This window comes from Streptosporangium sp. NPDC048886 (genome assembly GCF_055586905.1).
Window position 1 is genome coordinate 229600 of the sequence record NZ_JBVJHH010000007.1, and the last position, 17670, is coordinate 247269.

The 17670-nt window shown below is 71.1% G+C and carries 16 protein-coding genes; 10 read left to right on the top strand and 6 right to left on the bottom strand.

Going from position 1 to position 17670, the window contains the following annotated elements:
• Nucleotides 1–109 precede the first annotated feature (109 nt).
• Together ACZ6R6_RS11140 and ACZ6R6_RS11145 are read left to right on the top strand one after the other, a co-directional pair.
• Nucleotides 110–1099 (top strand): COX15/CtaA family protein, encoded by a 990-nt coding sequence (locus ACZ6R6_RS11140; protein ID WP_470092241.1) that lies wholly within the window; start codon nucleotides 110–112, stop codon nucleotides 1097–1099.
• Nucleotides 1100–1163: 64 nt separating this feature from the next.
• Nucleotides 1164–1844 carry a SanA/YdcF family protein gene (locus tag ACZ6R6_RS11145; protein WP_470092243.1) on the top strand — a complete coding sequence of 227 codons (681 nt, stop codon included), beginning with the start codon at nucleotides 1164–1166 and terminating at the stop codon, nucleotides 1842–1844.
• Nucleotides 1845–1921: 77 nt separating this feature from the next.
• Here the strand turns inward: ACZ6R6_RS11145 and ACZ6R6_RS11150 are convergent, their stop codons facing one another.
• Together ACZ6R6_RS11150 and ACZ6R6_RS11155 are read right to left on the bottom strand one after the other, a co-directional pair.
• Nucleotides 1922–3139, bottom strand: coding sequence for a PrsW family intramembrane metalloprotease (locus ACZ6R6_RS11150; RefSeq protein ID WP_470092245.1), 1218 nt, complete (start codon nucleotides 3137–3139; stop codon nucleotides 1922–1924).
• Between the two features lie 90 nt (nucleotides 3140–3229).
• Nucleotides 3230–4183 carry a heme o synthase gene (locus ACZ6R6_RS11155; protein WP_470092246.1) on the bottom strand — a complete coding sequence of 318 codons (954 nt, stop codon included), beginning with the start codon at nucleotides 4181–4183 and terminating at the stop codon, nucleotides 3230–3232.
• Between the two features lie 322 nt (nucleotides 4184–4505).
• Between ACZ6R6_RS11155 and tkt the strand changes: the two genes are divergently transcribed.
• The 6 genes from tkt (at nucleotide 4506) to pgl (ending at nucleotide 12781) form a co-directional block, all read left to right on the top strand.
• Entirely contained in the window at nucleotides 4506–6602 is a 2097-nt protein-coding gene (gene tkt, locus ACZ6R6_RS11160; RefSeq protein ID WP_470092248.1) for a transketolase, read from the top strand.
• Nucleotides 6603–6604: 2 nt separating this feature from the next.
• Nucleotides 6605–7708, top strand: coding sequence for a transaldolase (gene tal, locus ACZ6R6_RS11165; protein ID WP_470092250.1), 1104 nt, complete (start codon nucleotides 6605–6607; stop codon nucleotides 7706–7708).
• Nucleotides 7709–7713: 5 nt separating this feature from the next.
• Entirely contained in the window at nucleotides 7714–9342 is a 1629-nt protein-coding gene (locus tag ACZ6R6_RS11170; RefSeq protein WP_470092252.1) for a glucose-6-phosphate isomerase, read from the top strand.
• A complete protein-coding gene (gene zwf / locus ACZ6R6_RS11175; RefSeq protein WP_470092254.1) occupies nucleotides 9343–11025 on the top strand; it encodes a glucose-6-phosphate dehydrogenase in 1683 nt (560 codons plus the stop codon).
• On the top strand, nucleotides 11026–11937 hold the full coding sequence (locus ACZ6R6_RS11180) for a glucose-6-phosphate dehydrogenase assembly protein OpcA (RefSeq protein WP_470092256.1): 912 nt from the start codon (nucleotides 11026–11028) through the stop codon (nucleotides 11935–11937). It begins immediately after the preceding gene.
• 70 nt (nucleotides 11938–12007) lie between these two features.
• On the top strand, nucleotides 12008–12781 hold the full coding sequence (pgl, locus tag ACZ6R6_RS11185; RefSeq protein ID WP_470092258.1) for a 6-phosphogluconolactonase: 774 nt from the start codon (nucleotides 12008–12010) through the stop codon (nucleotides 12779–12781).
• 215 nt (nucleotides 12782–12996) lie between these two features.
• On the opposite strand, the gene ACZ6R6_RS11190 is transcribed toward pgl, so the two are convergent.
• The gene (locus ACZ6R6_RS11190) at nucleotides 12997–13986 is read right to left on the bottom strand and encodes a BtrH N-terminal domain-containing protein (RefSeq protein ID WP_470092259.1); all 990 of its coding nucleotides are present in this window, start codon (nucleotides 13984–13986) and stop codon (nucleotides 12997–12999) included.
• Nucleotides 13983–14180: a hypothetical protein gene (locus tag ACZ6R6_RS11195; protein WP_470092261.1), complete on the bottom strand. Its 198-nt coding sequence runs from the start codon at nucleotides 14178–14180 to the stop codon at nucleotides 13983–13985. Before ACZ6R6_RS11195 ends, ACZ6R6_RS11190 begins: the two co-directional genes overlap by 4 nt.
• Nucleotides 14181–14476: 296 nt before the next feature.
• On the opposite strand from ACZ6R6_RS11195, the gene ACZ6R6_RS11200 reads away from it, so the two are divergent.
• Nucleotides 14477–15640, top strand: coding sequence for a hypothetical protein (locus ACZ6R6_RS11200; protein WP_470092263.1), 1164 nt, complete (start codon nucleotides 14477–14479; stop codon nucleotides 15638–15640).
• A 25-nt stretch (nucleotides 15641–15665) separates the two neighbouring features.
• Here ACZ6R6_RS11200 and ACZ6R6_RS11205 read toward each other — a convergent pair whose 3' ends face one another.
• Both ACZ6R6_RS11205 and ACZ6R6_RS11210 read right to left on the bottom strand, forming a co-directional pair.
• Nucleotides 15666–15944 carry a hypothetical protein gene (locus tag ACZ6R6_RS11205; protein ID WP_470092265.1) on the bottom strand — a complete coding sequence of 93 codons (279 nt, stop codon included), beginning with the start codon at nucleotides 15942–15944 and terminating at the stop codon, nucleotides 15666–15668.
• A gap of 73 nt (nucleotides 15945–16017) precedes the next feature.
• The gene (locus tag ACZ6R6_RS11210) at nucleotides 16018–17211 is read right to left on the bottom strand and encodes a carboxylesterase family protein (RefSeq protein WP_470092355.1); all 1194 of its coding nucleotides are present in this window, start codon (nucleotides 17209–17211) and stop codon (nucleotides 16018–16020) included.
• 71 nt (nucleotides 17212–17282) lie between these two features.
• Here ACZ6R6_RS11210 and ACZ6R6_RS11215 point away from each other — a divergent pair, with 71 nt between their 5' ends.
• A complete protein-coding gene (locus tag ACZ6R6_RS11215) occupies nucleotides 17283–17582 on the top strand; it encodes a hypothetical protein (protein WP_470092267.1) in 300 nt (99 codons plus the stop codon).
• The last annotated feature ends 88 nt before the right edge of the window (nucleotides 17583–17670 follow it).

The window sequence follows — 17670 nt, forward strand, 5'->3', positions numbered from 1 at the left end:
ATACCCGGCGGCCTATGGGGCAAAGCCGGGCGTACGCTGACAGATCATCATGGGTCGGGCGGATGGGCCCGCGACGGGACCGCCGCCACCGCCGCCTAACATGTGAGCCGTGAAGCACCTCCTTGACCAGGCCCGTCGGCACGCCGTGAACCTGTCGCAGTCCGTGTGGTCCCCGACGCCCGCCACCCTGCGGCGCTGGGCGTGGGCCGCGGTGGCCGCCAACGCGGGCATCACCGTGACCGGCGCGGCGGTCCGGGTCTCCAAGTCGGGGCTGGGCTGCCCGACCTGGCCCAGGTGCACCCCCGACAGCCTGCTCCCGACCGCCCACGGCGAGATCTCGCCGATCAACATGGCCGTCGAGTTCGGCAACCGGCTGCTGACCTTCCTGGTCCTGGCCATCGGCCTGGCCTGCCTGGTCGCCGCGCTGAGGCTGCTGCCGCGCCGCCGTGACCTGGTCCGCCTGGCCTGGCTGCAGCCGATCGGCGTGGCCGCGCAGGCGCTCTGGGGCGGCCTGGTCGTGCGCACCATGCTCAACCCGGTCACCGTGAGCGTGCACTTCCTGATCTCCATCGGCCTGATCGCCGCCTCCTTCGCCCTCTACGCCCGCGCCAAGGAGGGTGACGCCGCGCCGGAGCGGGTGGTCCACCGCGACATCCGCACGCTCGGCTACGCGCTCATCGCCGCGGTGGCCGTGCTGCTCGTCGTGGGCGTGGTGGTGACCGGCACCGGACCGCACTCCGGGGACGAGATGGCCTCCCGCTTCCCCTTCGACATCGAGACCGTGGCCAGGATCCACGCCGACGTCGTCTACGTCGTGGTCGGGCTCACCTTCGCCCTGCTGTTCGCGCTGCACGTGACCGACGCGCCCGGCGCCGCGCGGCGGGCGGCGCTGACGCTGCTGGGCGTGGAACTGGCCCAGGGGGTCATCGGCTACGTCCAGTACTTCCTGGCCGTGCCCGCCTTCCTGGTCGGCCTGCACGTGTTCGGCGCGACCCTGGTGTGGATCGGCGCGCTGCGGGCGGTGTACGCCCTGCGGTCGCGGGGCCCGCTGGGCGCCCCGGCCGGCCGCCGGGACATCCGCGACTCCGTCGCCGCCTAGCCGTACCCCGCCCGCGCGGCCGGACGGGCTCGACCGCGCCCCGCGCAGCCGGGACAATGGCCCGATGCCGCTGTCACGTAGGGTCCTCCGGCGCTCCTACCAGGGAGCCGTGCTGCTGAGCGTGCTCGCGATCACCCCGCTGACGTGGGTCTGGCTGGCCAGTTCCGGGCACCGGGCGGTCGCCGACTCCTCCCCCGGCTGGGTGCGCGAGGTCCCCCCGGCACCGGTGGCGCTGGTCCTGGGGGCCGGGGCCTGGCAGAACACCCCCTCCCCCATGCTGGCCCGGCGGCTGGACATCGCCGCCGAGCTGTACCGGGCGGGCCGGGTGAAGGCGATCCTGCTGTCGGGTGACAACAGCCGGGCCGACTACGACGAGCCCACCGTGATGCGCGACTACCTGCTCGCCCGCCGCATCCCCGCCGGCGCGCTCGTCCTGGACTACGCCGGCTTCGACACCTGGGACTCGTGCGTACGGGCCCGCGACGTGTTCGGGGCCACCCGGCTGACCGTGGTCACCCAGGTCTTCCACCTGCCCAGGGCCGTCACGCTGTGCCGTACGGCGGGTCTGGACGCCTTCGGCGTCGGCGACGACTCGGCCAGGCGGTGGGCCTCCACCTACCTCTACGCCTCCCGTGAGTTCCTCACCTCGGTGAAGGGCCTCCTCGACTCGGTGGTCCTCGACTCCGCCCCCGTCTTCCCCGGACCACGCGAGACCACCCTCGACACCGCGCTCCGGCAGGGATGAGCCCCCGCGCGCTCCGGCGGGGATGAGCCACCGCCGCGCGGCGGACAGGTGAACGCCGCGGCGGCCCCGCCGACGCGCTACCGGTGGGGCGGGTAGGGGCCGGCGCCCGGCGGCGGCTGGGGGACGTGGCCGGGCGGGGCGTGGCCCCCGGCGGCCGGGGGCGCCTGCGGGGCCGGGACGGGGAAGTGGGCGCGGGCGGCCGCCATGCACTCCAGCAGCGCCTGCTGCTCCTCGTCGAACGTGCGCTCACCGATCATGCGGCGCCTGGCCCGCTCGTGGAGCAGGCCGAGCTCGGTGGCCGCGAGCTGGTAGTCGTTCATCGCCCGCAGCCCGGTCCGGCCGCCCTCCGTCCTGGCCCACTGCCTGGCCCCGCGGCGGCCCGGCAGCGAGGAGAGCATGGCCACGTCGTGGGGGCCCACCAGGCCGGTCGCCTGGTAGGCGGGCAGGTAGGTCTGGATGAGCCCGATGATGCGCTTGCGGTCCCGGAAGACGATCGCGATCAGGACGAACAGCACGGCCATCAGCAGCACGTAGGCGATGGCCAGGCCGCCGATGCCGACGTAGGAGGCGAAGCCGTTCCAGATGCCGTGCAGCAGCATCGCGCCGATCCAGCCCGCGGCGATCACGAAGATCCGCACCGGCCCCTGGCGCTGCGCGGCGTAGGCCACCGCGACACCGATCATCGAGGTGAACAGCGGATGCGCGAACGGCGACAGGATGCCCCGCAGCACGACGGTCACCGCCAGGCCCTGCGCGCCCATGTCGTCGAGCGCGGCCACGTAGTAGCTGACGTTCTCGCTCATCGCGAAGCCGAGCCCGACCATGCTGGCGTAGATGATGCCGTCGGTGGGCCCGTCGAGCTCGGCCCGCTTGAACCTGAGCAGGCCCAGCAGGACCAGCCCCTTCATCGTCTCCTCCACGACGGGCGCGCCGAAGGTCGCGGCGATGTTGCGGGAGCTGTCATAGCCCAGCCGGACGGTGTTCTCGATGTAGATCAGGTTGAAGGAGTTGATCAGGCCCGCGACCAGGACCGCCACGCCCGCCCCCCAGGCGAACGCGAAGATCAGATTGCTCCGCGGCTCCGGCTCCATGCGGTCCAGTGCGAGCACCGCGGCCAGCAGCACCGGGACCGGCGCCAGGGCCAGCGCGAGCGCGATGAAGAAGTAGACCGGATCGCCGTTCAGCACGTCGAAGGAGAACGACGCCAGCGCGCACAGCCCGGCCACGACAAGCCCGGCGATCAGCGCGACAGACGGGCGGTCCTTGAACACCCACCGGGGATCACGGCTTGCCATGTGGCAACCGTAACCGCTGAGGTCCTCGCCGTGCACGACGGCGGGGGATTCCCGGGATCACAGCACCCGCGCGCGGCCCGGCCGGGCGGCTCAGACGAGCATCGAGTCGACGGCGACGGCGAGGAACAGCAGCGCCAGGTAGGCGTTGGACCAGTGGAAGAAGCGCATCGGGCGCAGGTCCACACCGGTCTTGCCCGCGTTGACGCGGCCGAGGAGGCGGTAGACCTCCCACAGGCAGGCGGCGCCGAGGACGGCGGCCACGGCGGGGTAGAGCAGCGTGGTGTCGGCGATCGGCCACAGCAGCAGCGAGCACAGCACCGTCGCCCAGGTGTAGGCGATGCTCTCCAGCACCACGCGGCGCTCGGTGGCGACCACCGGGAGCATGGGGACCTTCGCGGCGGCGTAGTCCTCCTTGTAGCGCATGGCGAGGGTCCAGGTGTGCGGCGGGGTCCAGAAGAAGACCACTCCGAACAGCACCACCGGGGCCCAGTCGAGGCTGCCGGTGATGCCGGCCCAGCCGATCAGCACCGGCATGCACCCCGCCAGGCCCCCCCACACCACGTTCTGGGAGGTCCGCCGCTTCAGGATCATCGAGTAGACGAGGACGTAGAACAGGTTGGCCGCCAGCGACAGGCCGGCCGCGAGCCAATTAACCGTCAAGCCGAGGCCAAGAGTGGACAGCACGCCGAGGACGACCCCGAAAATCAGCGCGTTGCCCGGCGGGACCTGGTCGCGGGCCAGCGGCCGGCGCCGGGTGCGGCGCATCGCGGCGTCGATGTCACGGTCGATGTAGCAGTTCAGCGCGTTCGCGCTGCCCGCCGACAGGGTGCCGAACACCAGGGTGGACACGGCGATCCACAGCGGCGGCAGGCCACGGGCGGCCAGGAACATCACCGGCAGCGTCGTGATCAGCAGCAGCTCGATGATCCGCGGCTTGGTGAGGGCGACGTAGGCCTTCACGACGTCGCCGAGCGAACGCGACGCGACGGCGTCCGTCGCGCCCGTCGCCGACGGGGCCGTCGATTGCTTGTCGGTCAGCACCATCTAAGGCGCTTCCAGCACGTGCGGGGTCAACGCGTAACCTCTGATTAGAGCGAATCCGTGAATGCGGGCACCAGCCAGCCTTGAAGTCTCAACTGTAGTTGTTGGGGTGGCCGGTTCCGGCATGGGGTGCGGGGGCGGCACGACGGGATGCCCCGTGGGCGTTCCGTCCGCGCAGCTCACCACTCCTGTGGGCTCGCCCCGGTTCGGCCTACGCAACGGTAGCGAGGCCGAACCGTTAGGGTCCGGTGTGGGCGGGAAAAGCCAAACCGGCGCCACCATCACACGACAAGATCCGGAGATCGAGCACTTGAGCAGCGAACTCGTGCCAGCCCTTGAATGGAGCGACCTGGACCGTCAGGCGGTCGACGTCGTCCGGGCCCTGGCAATGGACGCGGTAGAGAAGGCGGGTTCGGGCCACCCGGGCACCGCGATGAGCCTCGCGCCCGCCGCGTACCTGCTTTTCCAGCAGACGTTGCGGCACGACCCTTCCGACCCCACCTGGGTGGGCCGGGACCGTTTTGTTCTTTCCGCTGGACACACCAGTCTGACGCTTTACATCCAGCTCTTCCTTTCGGGGTACGGCCTCTCCCTGGACGACCTGAAGGGGCTGCGCCAGTGGGGCAGCCTGACCCCGGGCCACCCGGAGCACGGGCACACCGTCGGCGTGGAGACCACCACCGGCCCGCTGGGCCAGGGGCTGGGCAACGCGGTGGGCATGGCCATGGCCGCCCGCCGCGAGCGCGGCCTCTTCGACCCCGACGCGGCCCCGGGCGCCAGCCCGTTCGACCACATGATCTGGTGCATCGCCTCCGAGGGTGACATCGAGGAGGGCGTCAGCCACGAGGTCAGCGCCATCGCCGGCCACCAGAAGCTGGGCAACCTGGTCGTCGTCTTCGACAGCAACCACATCTCGATCGAGGACGACACCCAGATCGCGCTGAGCGAGGACATCGCCAAGCGCTACGAGGCGTACGGCTGGCACGTCCAGACGGTCGACTGGACCAACGACGGCGAATACACCGAGGACGTCGAGGCGCTGCACCAGGCCCTGGAGGCCGCGCGCGCCGAGACCGACCGGCCGTCGTTCATCCGCCTGCGCACCGTCATCGGCTGGCCCGCTCCGAACAAGCAGAACACCGGCAAGGCCCACGGCTCGGCCCTGGGCGCCGAGGAGATCGCCGCCACCAAGACGGTCATGGGCCAGGACCCGGCCAAGAGCTTCGACGTCCCGGCCGAGGTGCTGGAGCACGCCCGCAAGGTCGTCGAGCGCGGCCGCGCGGCCCGCGCCGAGTGGGAGAAGGCCTACCAGAGCTGGCGTTCGGCCAACCCCGAGCGGGCGGCCGAGTTCGACCGGATCAGCGCGCGGCAGCTGCCGGCGGGCTGGGCCGAGGCGCTGCCGTCCTTCGAGCCCGGCGCCGCCGTCGCCACCCGCAAGGCCTCCGGCGAGGTGCTCAACAGCCTCGCGCCCGTGCTGCCCGAGCTGTGGGGTGGTTCGGCCGACCTGGCCGAGTCCAACAACACCACGATGAAGGGCGAGCCGTCCTTCATCCCGGAGGAATACCAGACCAAGGAGTTCCCGGGCAACCGCTACGGGCGCACCCTGCACTTCGGCATCCGCGAGCACGGCATGGGGTCGATCCTCAACGGCATCGCGCTGCACAACGGCACCCGCCCCTACGGCGGCACGTTCCTGGTCTTCAGCGACTACATGCGCCCCGCCGTACGGCTGGCGGCGCTGATGAAGCTGCCGGTCACCTACGTGTGGACGCACGACTCCATCGGCCTGGGCGAGGACGGCCCGACCCACCAGCCGGTCGAGCACCTGTGGGCGCTGCGCGCCATCCCCGGCCTGGACGTCGTCCGCCCGGCCGACGCCAACGAGACCGCCGCCGCCTGGCGGGTCGTGCTGGAGCACGGCGACCGTCCGGCCGCGCTGGCGCTGACCCGCCAGAACCTCCCGGTCTACGAGGGCACCGCCGACGCCGCGAAGGTCGCCCGCGGCGCCTACGTCCTGGAGGACGCCTCCAACGGCCAGCCCGAGGTGATCCTGATCGGCACCGGCTCGGAGGTCCAGCTCGCCGTGGAGGCCCGCGCGATGCTGGAGGCCGAGGGCATCCCGGCCCGGGTCGTGTCGATGCCCTGCGTCGAGTGGTTCCAGGCCCAGGACGCGGCCTACCAGCAGACGGTGCTGCCCTCGGCGGTCCGCGCGCGCGTCGCCGTCGAGGCGGGAATCGCGCTGGGCTGGCGGCAGTTCGTGGGAGATGAAGGGGAAGTGGTCAGCCTGGAGCACTTCGGTGCCTCGGCTCCCTACAAGACCCTTTTCGAGCAGTTCGGCCTGACCGCCGAGCGCGTGGCCGCCGCCGCCAAGGGGAGCCTCGCACGGACCGGGGCCGACAAGGGCGAGACGACGGGAAACTGATCATGAGTGAGATCCTTAAGAAGCTCTCCGAGCAGGGTGTCTCCATCTGGCTGGACGACATCAGCCGTGAGCGCCTGCGCACCGGCAACCTGGAGTCGCTGATCCGCGACAAGCACGTGGTCGGTGTCACCTCCAACCCGACGATCTTCGCCTCGGCGCTGAGCAAGGGTGACGCCTACGACAGCCAGCTCCACGACCTGTCGGTGCGCGGGGTGGACGTCGAGGAGGCGGTGCGCGCCATCACCACCTACGACATCCGCTGGGCCGCCGACGTGCTCAGGCCGGTCTACGACGCCACCGGCGGCGTGGACGGCCGGGTCTCCATCGAGGTGGACCCCCGCCTGGCCAGGGAGACCGACAGGACCGTCGCCGAGGCGCGCGCGCTGTGGTGGATGGTCGACCGTCCCAACCTGTTCATCAAGATCCCGGCCACGGTCGAGGGTCTGCCCGCGATCACCCAGGCGATCTCCGAGGGCATCAGCGTCAACGTCACGCTGATCTTCTCCCTGGAGCGCTACCGCGCCGTGATGGACGCCTGGCTGACGGGCCTGGAGCGCGCGCAGGCCAACGGCCTGGACCTGGCCGGCATCGAGTCGGTGGCCTCGTTCTTCGTCAGCCGCGTGGACAGCGAGATCGACAAGCGCCTGGAGAAGACCGGCACGCCCGAGGCCAAGGCGCTCAAGGGCAAGGCGGCCATCGCCAACGCCCGCCTCGCCTTCGCCGCCTTCGAGGATGTCGTCAACTCTCCGCGCTGGCAGGCGCTGGCCGCCGCCGGAGCCCGTGCGCAGCGCCCGCTGTGGGCCTCCACCGGCACCAAGGACCCGAGCTACCCCGACACCCTCTACGTCGACGAGCTCGTCACCTCGGGCACGGTCAACACGATGCCGGAGAAGACCCTCGACGCCGTGGCCGGCCACGGCCGGATCGACGGCGACACCATCCGCCCCTTCTACGAGGACGCCTGGAACACCATGGCCGCTCTCAAGGAGGTGGGCATCGACTATGACGACGTGGTGAGGGTGCTGGAGGAGGAGGGCGTGGAGAAGTTCGAAGCGTCCTGGAAAGAGCTCCTGGCCACCGTCTCCGCCGAGCTGCGGAAGGCGTGAACCGTATGTCAGTGTCCGTGACGTTCAGCGAGGAGCGCCTGGCCGAACAGGCCGCTGAGACGGCCCGGCGGCTGGCCGCCGAAGGGGTGCCCGCGGCCCTGGCCGCCGGCGACCCCGCCCTGTGGGGTCCGGAGGCCCAGCCCGAGGCGGCGATCCGCCTGGGCTGGCTCAGCCTCCCGCAGACCAGCCGGGAGCTGCTGCCGGAGATCGGCAAGCTCGTCGAGCGGGTCCGCGCGGAGGGCCTGGACCACGTGGTCCTGGCGGGCATGGGCGGCTCCTCGCTCGCCCCGGAGGTCATCTGCGCCACCGCCGACGTGCCGCTGACCGTGCTCGACACCACCGACCCCGGTCAGGTGCGCAGGGCGCTGGAGGACCGCCTGGAGCGCACGGTCGTGGTGGTCGCCAGCAAGAGCGGCGGCACGGTCGAGACCGACAGCCACCGGCGGATCTACGAGAAGGCCTTCCGCGACGCGGGGATCGACCCGGCCGAGCGGATCGTCGTGGTCACCGACCCGGGCTCGCCGCTGGAGCAGGCCGCCGCGGAGGCGGGCTACCGGGTCTTCCTGGCCGACCCCGACGTGGGCGGCCGCTACAGCGCCCTGTCGGCCTTCGGCCTGGTGCCCAGCGCGCTGGCCGGAGCCGACGTCCAGCGGTTGCTGGACGACGCGGCCGCGGTGCAGCCGCTGCTCGCGCAGGCCGAGGGCAACCCCGGCCTGGACCTCGGCGCCGCCCTGGGCGCCGCCGCGGTCGCCGGCCGCGACAAGCTCGTGCTGGAGGACAGCCTCTCGGAGATCAACGGTCTGCCCGACTGGATCGAGCAGCTGGTCGCCGAGTCCACCGGCAAGAACGGCAAGGGCATCCTGCCGATCGTCGGCGCCGATCCGGGCGATGCCGAGGACGAGCTGGTCGCCGGGATCGACTCCGACGGCGCCCTGACCGTCAGCGGTCCGCTGGGCGCGCAGTTCCTCGTCTGGGAGTACGCCACCGCCGTCGCCGGCCGGGTCCTGGGCATCAACCCGTTCGACCAGCCGAACGTGGCCGAGTCCAAGGAGAACACCGGCGAGCTGCTGGACCGCACGGAGCTGCCGGTCGGCGCCCCGATCCTGGTCGACGGCCCGGTCGAGGTCTACGGCGAGCTGCCCGGCTCGGAGGCCCCCAAGGACCTGTCCGAGGTGTTCACCCAGCTGCTGGAGGCCGTCCCCGGCGACGGCTATCTCGCGATCATGGCCTACCTCGACCGGGAGGCGGCCTTCGACGCCCCCCACGCCGAGGGCGCCTCGTTCGAGGAGATGACCGACGCGTGGAGCGCGGCCGACCCGGCCACGCTGCGCGCGCAGCTCGCGGTCCGGACCGAGCGGCCGATCACCTTCGGCTGGGGTCCCCGGTTCCTGCACTCCACCGGCCAGTACCACAAGGGCGGTCCGCAGAACGGCGTGTTCCTGCAGATCACCGGGGCCGTGGAGGAGGACGTCGAGGTGCCCGGCAGGCCCTACACCCTGGGCCGCCTCCAGCTCGCGCAGGCTCTGGGAGACCAGGGCGCGCTGGCCAAGCGCGGGCGTCCCACCGTACGGCTGCACCTGACCGATCGCGCGGCCGGCGTCGCGCGCCTGCTCGCGGCAGCGCGGGAGGTCTGAATGGCCAAGGAACGCTCGACGGCGCAGGCAGACACGGCCGAGCCCGAGACCACCCCGCCGGACGCCGCGCAGGCCGACGGCCTGCCGGCGGCCGGGGCGCACGCCGAGGAGTCGGTGACCGTCGCCTCGGCGGCCGCGACCGCCGCCACCACCGAGGAGGTGGTGCGGGCCAACCCGCTGCGCGACCCGCGCGACAAGCGGCTGCCGCGGGTGGCGGGACCGTGCGTGCTGGTGCTGTTCGGCGTGACGGGCGACCTGGCGCGCAAGAAGCTGCTGCCGGCGATCTACGACCTGGCGAACCGGGGGCTGCTGCCCCCGGGCTTCTCCCTGGTCGGCTTCGCCCGCCGCGACTGGAAGGACCAGGACTTCGCGCAGCTCACCCATGACGCCGTCAAGGAGCACGCGCGCACGCCCTTCCGCGAGGAGGTCTGGAAGCAGCTGTCGGAGGGCATCTTCTTCTGCCCGGGCGAGTTCACCGACGACGGCGCGTTCGACGCGCTGGCCATGATGCTCAAGGAGATCGACCAGACCCGGGGCACCGGCGGCAACTACGGTTTCTACCTGTCGGTCCCGCCGAAGTTCTTCCCGGTCGTGGTCGAGCAGCTCAAGCGGACCGGGCTGGCGCACGGCCCCGAGGGGTCCTGGCGCCGGGTGGTGATCGAGAAGCCCTTCGGGCACGACCTGAAGAGCGCCCAGGAGCTCAACGCGATCACCAGCGCGGTCTTCCCGGAGAGCTCGGTGTTCCGCATCGACCACTATCTGGGCAAGGAGACCGTCCAGAACATCCTGGCGCTGCGCTTCGCCAACAACCTGTTCGAGCCGATCTGGAACCGGAGCTACGTCGACCACGTCCAGATCACGATGGCCGAGGACATCGGCATCGGCGGCCGGGCGGGTTACTACGACGGCATCGGCGCGGCCCGGGACGTGATCCAGAACCACCTGCTCCAGCTGCTGGCCCTGGTGGCGATGGAGGACCCGACGTCGTTCGAGGCCAACTCGCTGCGCCGGGAGAAGGAGAAGGTCCTCAAGGCCGTGCGGCTGCCGCACGACCTGGCGGAGGCCACCGCGCGCGGCCGCTACGCGGCGGGCTGGCAGGGTGGCGAACCGGTCGTCGGCTACACGCAGGAGGAGGGCATCTCGCCGGACTCCATCACCGAGACCTACGCCGCCATCAAGCTGGAGATCGCCAACCGGCGCTGGGCCGGGGTGCCCTTCTACCTGCGCACCGGCAAGCGGCTGAGCCGCCGGGTGACGGAGGTAGCCGTGGTGTTCCAGCGCGCGCCGCACCTGCCCTTCAGCAAGGACGACACCGAGATCCTGGGGCAGAACGCCCTGGTCATCCGGGTCCAGCCGGATGAGGGCATCACGGTGCGGTTCGGCTCCAAGGTGCCCGGCACCGCCATGGAGGTCCGGGACGTCTCGATGGACTTCGCCTACGGCGAGTCGTTCATGGAGTCCTCCCCCGAGGCCTACGAGCGGCTGCTGCTGGACGTGCTGATCGGCGACCCGCCGCTCTTCCCGCACCAGCGCGAGGTCGAGCTGTCGTGGAAGATCCTCGACCCGATCGAGGAGTTCTGGGCCTCCCAGGGACCGCCGGAGGAGTATCCGGCGGGCACCTGGGGTCCCAAGTCGGCCGACGAGATGATGGCCCGCGACGGACACGCGTGGAGGAGGTTGTAAATGGCGAGCTTCATGCTCAGCGACACGACCGCGTCGAAGATCTCCTCACAGCTCACCCAGCTGCGCCACCAGATGGGCACCCCCGCGGTCGGCATGGTGCTGACCCTGGTGGTGATCAGCGACGAGAGCAACCAGTACGACGCGGTCCGGGCCGCGACCGAGGCGGCCAGGGAGCATCCCTCCCGGATACTGGTCGTCATCCCCCGCGACCCGCAGGAGCCCAACCGGCTCGACGCCGAGCTGCGTTTCGGCGAGTCCACCCCGGGCGAGGTGATCCTGCTGCGCCTGTACGGCGAGCTCACCGAGCACGCCGAATCGGTGGTCGGGCCGCTGCTGCTCACCGACACCCCGGTGGTGGCCTGGTGGCCGGGCGACTGCCCGGAGGTGCCCGCCAAGGACCCGATCGGCATGCTCGCCCAGCGCCGCATCGTCGACGCCCGGTCGGCGGCCGACTCGGTGCAGGCGATCACCAGCCGGGCCCGGGGCTACGTCCCCGGCGACACCGACCTGGCCTGGACCCGGCTGACGTCGTGGCGGAGCCTGCTGGCCGCCGCGTTCGACCAGACGGTGGGCAAGGTCAAGAAGGGCGAGGTGGAGGCGGTGCCCGGCCACGCCAGCGCCCTTCTGCTGGGGGCCTGGCTCAGCGAGCGCCTGGGCGCCCAGGTGAAGGTCTCCGAGTCGGCGGGTCCCGGCCTGACCGCGGTCAAGCTGGTCACCCCCGACGGCGACATCTCCATCAACCGGGGCGACGGCCGCCTGGCCACCCTGTCCCGGCCGGGCCAGCCGGACCGGCGGGTCGCCCTGATCCGCCGCCCGACGTCGGAGCTGCTCGCCGAGGAGCTCCGACGGCTGGACCCCGACGAGATCTACGAGGCCGCGATCCGGCGGCTCGCCCGGACGCACAGGTCCTGACCTGTGAGCGCCCCGCGGTCGTCCGCGGGGCGCTCCTTTTCATCGAAAGCCCCTTGAGAGAGAAGTCCCCGTGAGCGTTCCCACCGTGATCATCCACCGTGACGCCGACATGCTCGCCAAGGCCGCCGCCGCCCGAGTGATCACCCGCACCGTCGACGTGCAGTCGGGCAAGGGCTCGGCCTCGCTGGTGCTGACCGGCGGCACCATCGGCATCGCCACGTTGGCCGAGATCGCCGCCAGCCCCGCCCGCGACGCCATCGACTGGCGCAACCTGGACATCTGGTGGGGCGACGAGCGCTTCCTGCCCTCCGGCCACCCCGAGCGCAACGAGACCGGCGCCCGCAAGGCCCTCCTCGACCACGTCGACGTCGACCCCGCCCGCGTCCACGTGATGCGCGGCCCCGATTCGGGCATGACCGCCGAGGAGTCCGCCGAGGCCTACGCCGAGGAGCTGCGCCAGGCCGCACGCCCGGAAGACCACGGCCCGGCGCCGTCGTTCGACGTCATGATGCTGGGCATGGGCCCGGACAGCCACGTGGCCTCGCTGTTCCCGGGTATGCCGGCCCTGTACGAGACGCGCCCGGTGGTGGCGGTGCACGGCGCTCCCAAGCCTCCGCCCACCCGCATCTCGCTCACGCTGCCGGTCATCCAGGGGGCACGTGAGGTGTGGGTGATCGCCGCCGGCGAGGAGAAGGCGGGAGCCGTACGGCTGGCGCTGTCGGACTCGGGTCCGGTGCAGGTCCCGGCGGCGGGTGCGCGCGGCCGGCAGGGGACGCTGTTCCTGCTGGACAGGGCGTCCGCCTCGAAGATCCCCTCGTCCCTGGGACGGCTCTCCTCCCCCTGAGCCCTCCCTGTCTCCTCCCCCTGAGCCCTCCCTGGCCCACGACCGGATTCGGATACCGGCCTCCCCCGGCGTCGCGTGGCGCCAGGAGGGCGCCGGAAATGATCCCTGCCTCCTCGGAGCCGTCGATGCTCGAAGCAGGCCGGGAGCTGTGAGAAGAGAGCTCTTCCGATAGCGGAGGTTTTTGAGGACCGGCAGAGCTGGATCCGCTTGGCGGCTCACTCCCGCAGGCAGCTCAGCGCCTGCATGGCCTCGCGCTCTATGCGTGAAAGATCACACAGGACGGTGCCCGCCTGTGCGAGATACCGCGCATCGCCTGATTCACCGGCTTCTGCGATCAACGCTGCGGCTCCCGTCCACAGGGTGGCTGCCTCGGCGTACAGCCCGTGGCCGGTGCGCAGGTGGCCGCTGTCGAGCAGTTGGGTGCAGTCGGCGAGGAAGTCGCGGTAGAGATTACGGAACAGGGCGCCGCCGGTGCCGGCCTTCTCCATCAAGAGGGCGGCCTGAGGCAGGTCCCGTTGCGGGTTGTCGGTCCGCTGCAGCCATGTGCGTACCAGCTTCCCGGCCTTCTCGATGCCACGGTGACCCAGGTTGGCGATGGGCGGGTTGAGGAAAGCGTCGGCGCAGGCGGTGATGGCGGGAATGATCCGGTCCTGCGGGGCGGGCAGGTTCCCCGGAACGGTGAGGGTGAAGGACCGGTGCTTGGCGGTCATCGGGCCGCGCGCGGCCCTGGCCTGGGCGAGGCTGGTCAGGCTGGTGGACACCGCTCCGCCTTGCTGGGCGGTGTCCACCAGGTAGGCGTCGTGGTCGTCATAGCCGTACATGGCGACGACATGACCGCCGAAGCGCACCTTCGACCCGAAGTAATCCAGGTGGTAGCTGTCGAGCTGCAGCCCGACGGGGCGGCCGGCGTCGATGGGGGCTGCCGCGTTCTCCCATGCCCTGCGAGGGGAAGTGGTCTCCTGGACCAGGAGCTCCAGCCCGAGTCTGGTGGCCAGGTTTCTGGTGAGGTCGAAAGGCTTGACCCGTCCCCCGAGGAAGGGGAAGCCCATGTTCTTGCCGTCCCAGTAGATGAAGGACAGACCGGAGCCGAGGCCGAAGAGCATGGGCTCGGACAGATCGAGCCCTTGGTGCCGCAGCAGCACCCCCAGAGCCGTCGTCTCGCAGTGCTGCATACCGCGGGCGTCGATGTCTTTCACCGTGGTCATGCCGTGCTCTCCTGGACGGGGACGATCAGCCGGTTCATCAGTTCTGCTTGCGGCGCCGCTGCCGGCCCGACGGCGCAGGCCCCACGTACGGGCGCCTGCGGGCGCAGTCCGCGCTCGTGGATGGCGGCGAAGATCGCGTTGCAGGCCAGGGGCAACTGGGCGTAGGGCCCGGTGGTGAGAAGTCCGTCTTGCACGTCATCATGATGGACTCTCCCACGGTGGGAGAGTCCACCGCTGTGCCCATTGATCACCTTTGGCGGGCGTGGACGGGTCCGGTGCCCGCCGATCAGGCCGCGCCGCAGGATCCGGCTCGGCACCGTCGACGCCGAATGATGACGGCCGTGGTTGTGATCGTCTCGGTGCCGGCGCTTGGCCGCCGGGCTGGTGGGCTTCCTGCTCCCGGCCCCAGGCCCGGCCGTCCTGGTCACCTGGGTGTCCGGCCGTCGGCGTTCTGTCGTCGCCGTCCTCTATGCTCCGATCCCGTTGATCAATGGACGGCGGCAGGAAGGCGGGGCCGATGGCGCGGTTGCTACGCGGTCGCGATGACGAGACCTGGGTGGAGTTCGGGGAGCTGGCGGTCTTCTTCGAAGGCAACGACGGCGATCTCCTGCTGGAAAGCCCCGACGGCGAAGACCACCCCGCAGCCATCCGGCTGGAGGCGTGGGATAGGCGGCCGTCCGATCCCGGGGCTCCGTGGTTGCTGGTTGAGGACACCGCCATCGAGGGCGGCACCGGGTCCGTGACCGTGGGGTCGTTGGCCGATGAGGCGACCGGGCAACTGATCATCGGCCCGCCCCACTTCCTGTACGGCGTCACCGCGCACACCCAGAAGGGTGGGGAGGTGCCGGAGTTCATCTCCGAGGAACAGTTCGAGCGGGCGTGGGACGAGCGCGCGCCCGAGCGGTGGTTGATCAGGTTCTGGCCGATCCGAGACGTCTTCGACCCGGCCCGGCACACGCGTCCCGACAGGGCGGACGGCCGACAGGCGCGCCCGGTCGAAGTGCCGGTCTCCACGGCCGAGCACTGGCCCGCGGCGCGGATCGGCCGGCGGCAGGCGGCCCTGAACGAGCACCTCGTCCGCCAGGGGACAACCATGGCCGACTTCCTGGTGGCCCAGGGTTTGCCGCCGGACACGCCCTTCGACCGGTGGCAGGCGACCATGGCGGAGCGGGAGGTGACCGCCATCGCCGAACGCGAGGGCTGGCCGAACTGGCTGACCGAGCTCGTCAGGAAATACCCGCAGATCGTCGGCCACTGGCACCGTCTGCCGGAAACGGTCGAGCAGTGGGCTCCCGAATGGCGTGAGGAGCGGGCCCGGGACCTTGCCGCGCGCTTGCACGCCGCCGAGATTCTGAACCCGGACGACGTCACCTTCACCGCTGACATCCAGGCGTACGAGCCGCAGCTGGGCGGCACCTACCGGGGCTGGCGCTGGGACTACGCCGATCGGCCTGCCCGCGAAACCTTCGGTGTCGACCGACGCGTCGTCTGCCACGACACCATGAGCGGAAAGGTGCTGGTCACCGGCCTCGTGACGGTCCTGGGGCATGACGGGCAGAACGGTTATGAGGTCCGTGACGCCACACCGGCCGAGGCAGCCCGCCTCCGCTGTGCGGAGGCGGCGTGGAGCGGGCCGGGCGAGATGACCGGATAACCCAGCCGTCAACCAGGGGTGCTGGTCATATCCGGCCGGAAACTCCCGCCAAGGGAGGGGTGCAAGTCGGTGGGATCCGTCGCAGGCGGTCCAGCCGTGCTGGGCGATGGAGCTTGGCCGGTGCGTTGCGGAGCTGGTTGACGCGTTCTCGGGCATCGGGGCCTTGGATGCCGGTGGTGACGGCGGAACCGGTGGCGCGGTAGGTGGTGTGCTGAAAGCCGCGAGCGATGCCGGGCGGCACGGCGTGCGGCTGCATGTCGCTGACGGATGCGCCCGTGAGGAACCCGGAGATCAGAACTGCCACAGCAGGCAGTACGGCGATGAGGACAGCCAGCCGCCACCTCGGCGAGATGGCGGATCCGGGTGTCGAATCGAGATCATCGGGGAGCGGACTCGGACCGTCGGTTTCGGTGGTCGGCCGCGAGATGTTCATGAGTCGTCGCGGCTGGTCTCGGTGCTTTCCGACGAATATCGGCGGGATGGGGCCAACAGGCGGCGTTCGCTGCGGTGACGAACGTGTCGAAGCGCATCGTGCAGCGGCGCGGTTCGGTGTACGCCTCCCACACCGGGACGCCCGGGGCGTTCGGATTCCCGGTGCGGACAAAGGCTGCCACGGCCCGCCGGAAGGCGTCGCCGATCGGTTCGACGCCGGCCAAGTCGACACCGCGGAACATGGGGGACGCCGACCAGGCAGGAAGATTGTCAAACAGCAGCGGAATGTCCACGATATGGCAGGCACCGAGGGCCGGTGATCTCCAGTCCACCTGGTAGACGGAGCCCGGATGACCGTGACGCGCACGCGCCTCGGCGACCTGAAGGGCCGGAAACCTGACTAGGCGATCGGTGGTGACATCGGCCAGGACTTGAGACGCGGACGCGCCCGGCCGCCGGGCCGCGTAGTGGCCATAGACCACCTGTGGGGCCGCGGCGGGCGCCAGGCGTTGAACGAGTCGCAGGACCGTATCCCGGGTAATGGCCGCGGACGCGGGGTCGATAGCCAGGAACGGGTTCATCTCCTCGGCGGTGGCGCCGATCAGGACGTCGACGCCGGGGGCGGCGCCGGCGGCGACGGCGACGGCGGGCAGAACAGGCCCAGGCAGCCCTGGGGCACCGGCAATCGGATGCATCGGCGGGGCCGGGGCGCCGATGCGTCGCCGGCCACCGTCGGCGACGAGCCGCTGGTATCCGATGACCAGCTCTTCGACCGGAAGGTCCCGCGAGCGGTGGGCCGTCGCGACACTCAGGCCCAGGAGACGCAGATACTCCTCCGCGACCTGTTCGGCTCCGTCCCGGGACGGCATCTCAATGCCGACAGGTCCGCTCTGGGCGAAGACCCGATGAAACAGGCCTGTCGCCACGGGAGAACTCAGGAGCGCCACGGCGGTCACCGCGCCTCCGGACTGACCCGCCACGGTGACGCGGCCGGGGTCGCCACCGAAGTCGGCGATGTTCTCCTGTACCCAGCGCAGCGCCGAGATCGCGTCCAGAAAACCCATGTTGCCCTCGGCGATGCCCGGGACACACAGGAAGCCCAGCGGACCGAGCCAGTAGTCCGGCGTGACGACGACGATGTCCTCGGCGACGGCAGGTTACGGCCGTGGTAGCCGGGCCAGGCGCTGGCGCCGCTGAGCCAGCCGGAGCCGTGGATCCAGACCAGCACGGCCCGGGGCTCGCCAGTGACGCCAGGAGTCCACTCTTCGCCGAGGCCATCGCACCCGTCAGACAGTGGTTCGTCCAACTCGTCGGAGCCCACCAGCACCGTGGCCTCGTCTCCGGCCAGGTGTCACCGGAACACCTGGCCAATGTCCTGCTCGGCAGCATCCACGGGTTCATCGTCCAAAGAGCACTGCTCAAGCTCGATGCGGCCAGCTATGCCGAAGGCCTGCGCGGCATGCTCGCCGCCCCGGCCGACCCTCGAAACACGGCAAGCGGAACATCTTGACCTCCGGCTCCCCGCCGACCGGAGACAGGCGTAGGCGCGGGCAGTGTCGGCGTTGTCGATGGTGGCCGGGAACGCCTCGGCGGCCGCG

Excerpts from the sequence above, each read along its gene's own strand:
- ACZ6R6_RS11145 (WP_470092243.1), top strand. The coding sequence starts at position 1,164 with ATGCCGCTGTCACGTAGGGTCCTCCGGCGCTCCTACCAGGGAGCCGTG.
- ACZ6R6_RS11150 (WP_470092245.1), bottom strand. The coding sequence starts at position 3,139 with ATGGCAAGCCGTGATCCCCGGTGGGTGTTCAAGGACCGCCCGTCTGTC.
- ACZ6R6_RS11155 (WP_470092246.1), bottom strand. The coding sequence starts at position 4,183 with ATGGTGCTGACCGACAAGCAATCGACGGCCCCGTCGGCGACGGGCGCG.
- tal (WP_470092250.1), top strand. The coding sequence starts at position 6,605 with ATGAGTGAGATCCTTAAGAAGCTCTCCGAGCAGGGTGTCTCCATCTGG.
- ACZ6R6_RS11170 (WP_470092252.1), top strand. The coding sequence starts at position 7,714 with ATGTCAGTGTCCGTGACGTTCAGCGAGGAGCGCCTGGCCGAACAGGCC.
- zwf (WP_470092254.1), top strand. The coding sequence starts at position 9,343 with ATGGCCAAGGAACGCTCGACGGCGCAGGCAGACACGGCCGAGCCCGAG.
- ACZ6R6_RS11180 (WP_470092256.1), top strand. The coding sequence starts at position 11,026 with ATGGCGAGCTTCATGCTCAGCGACACGACCGCGTCGAAGATCTCCTCA.
- ACZ6R6_RS11190 (WP_470092259.1), bottom strand. The coding sequence starts at position 13,986 with ATGACCACGGTGAAAGACATCGACGCCCGCGGTATGCAGCACTGCGAG.
- ACZ6R6_RS11200 (WP_470092263.1), top strand. The coding sequence starts at position 14,477 with ATGGACGGCGGCAGGAAGGCGGGGCCGATGGCGCGGTTGCTACGCGGT.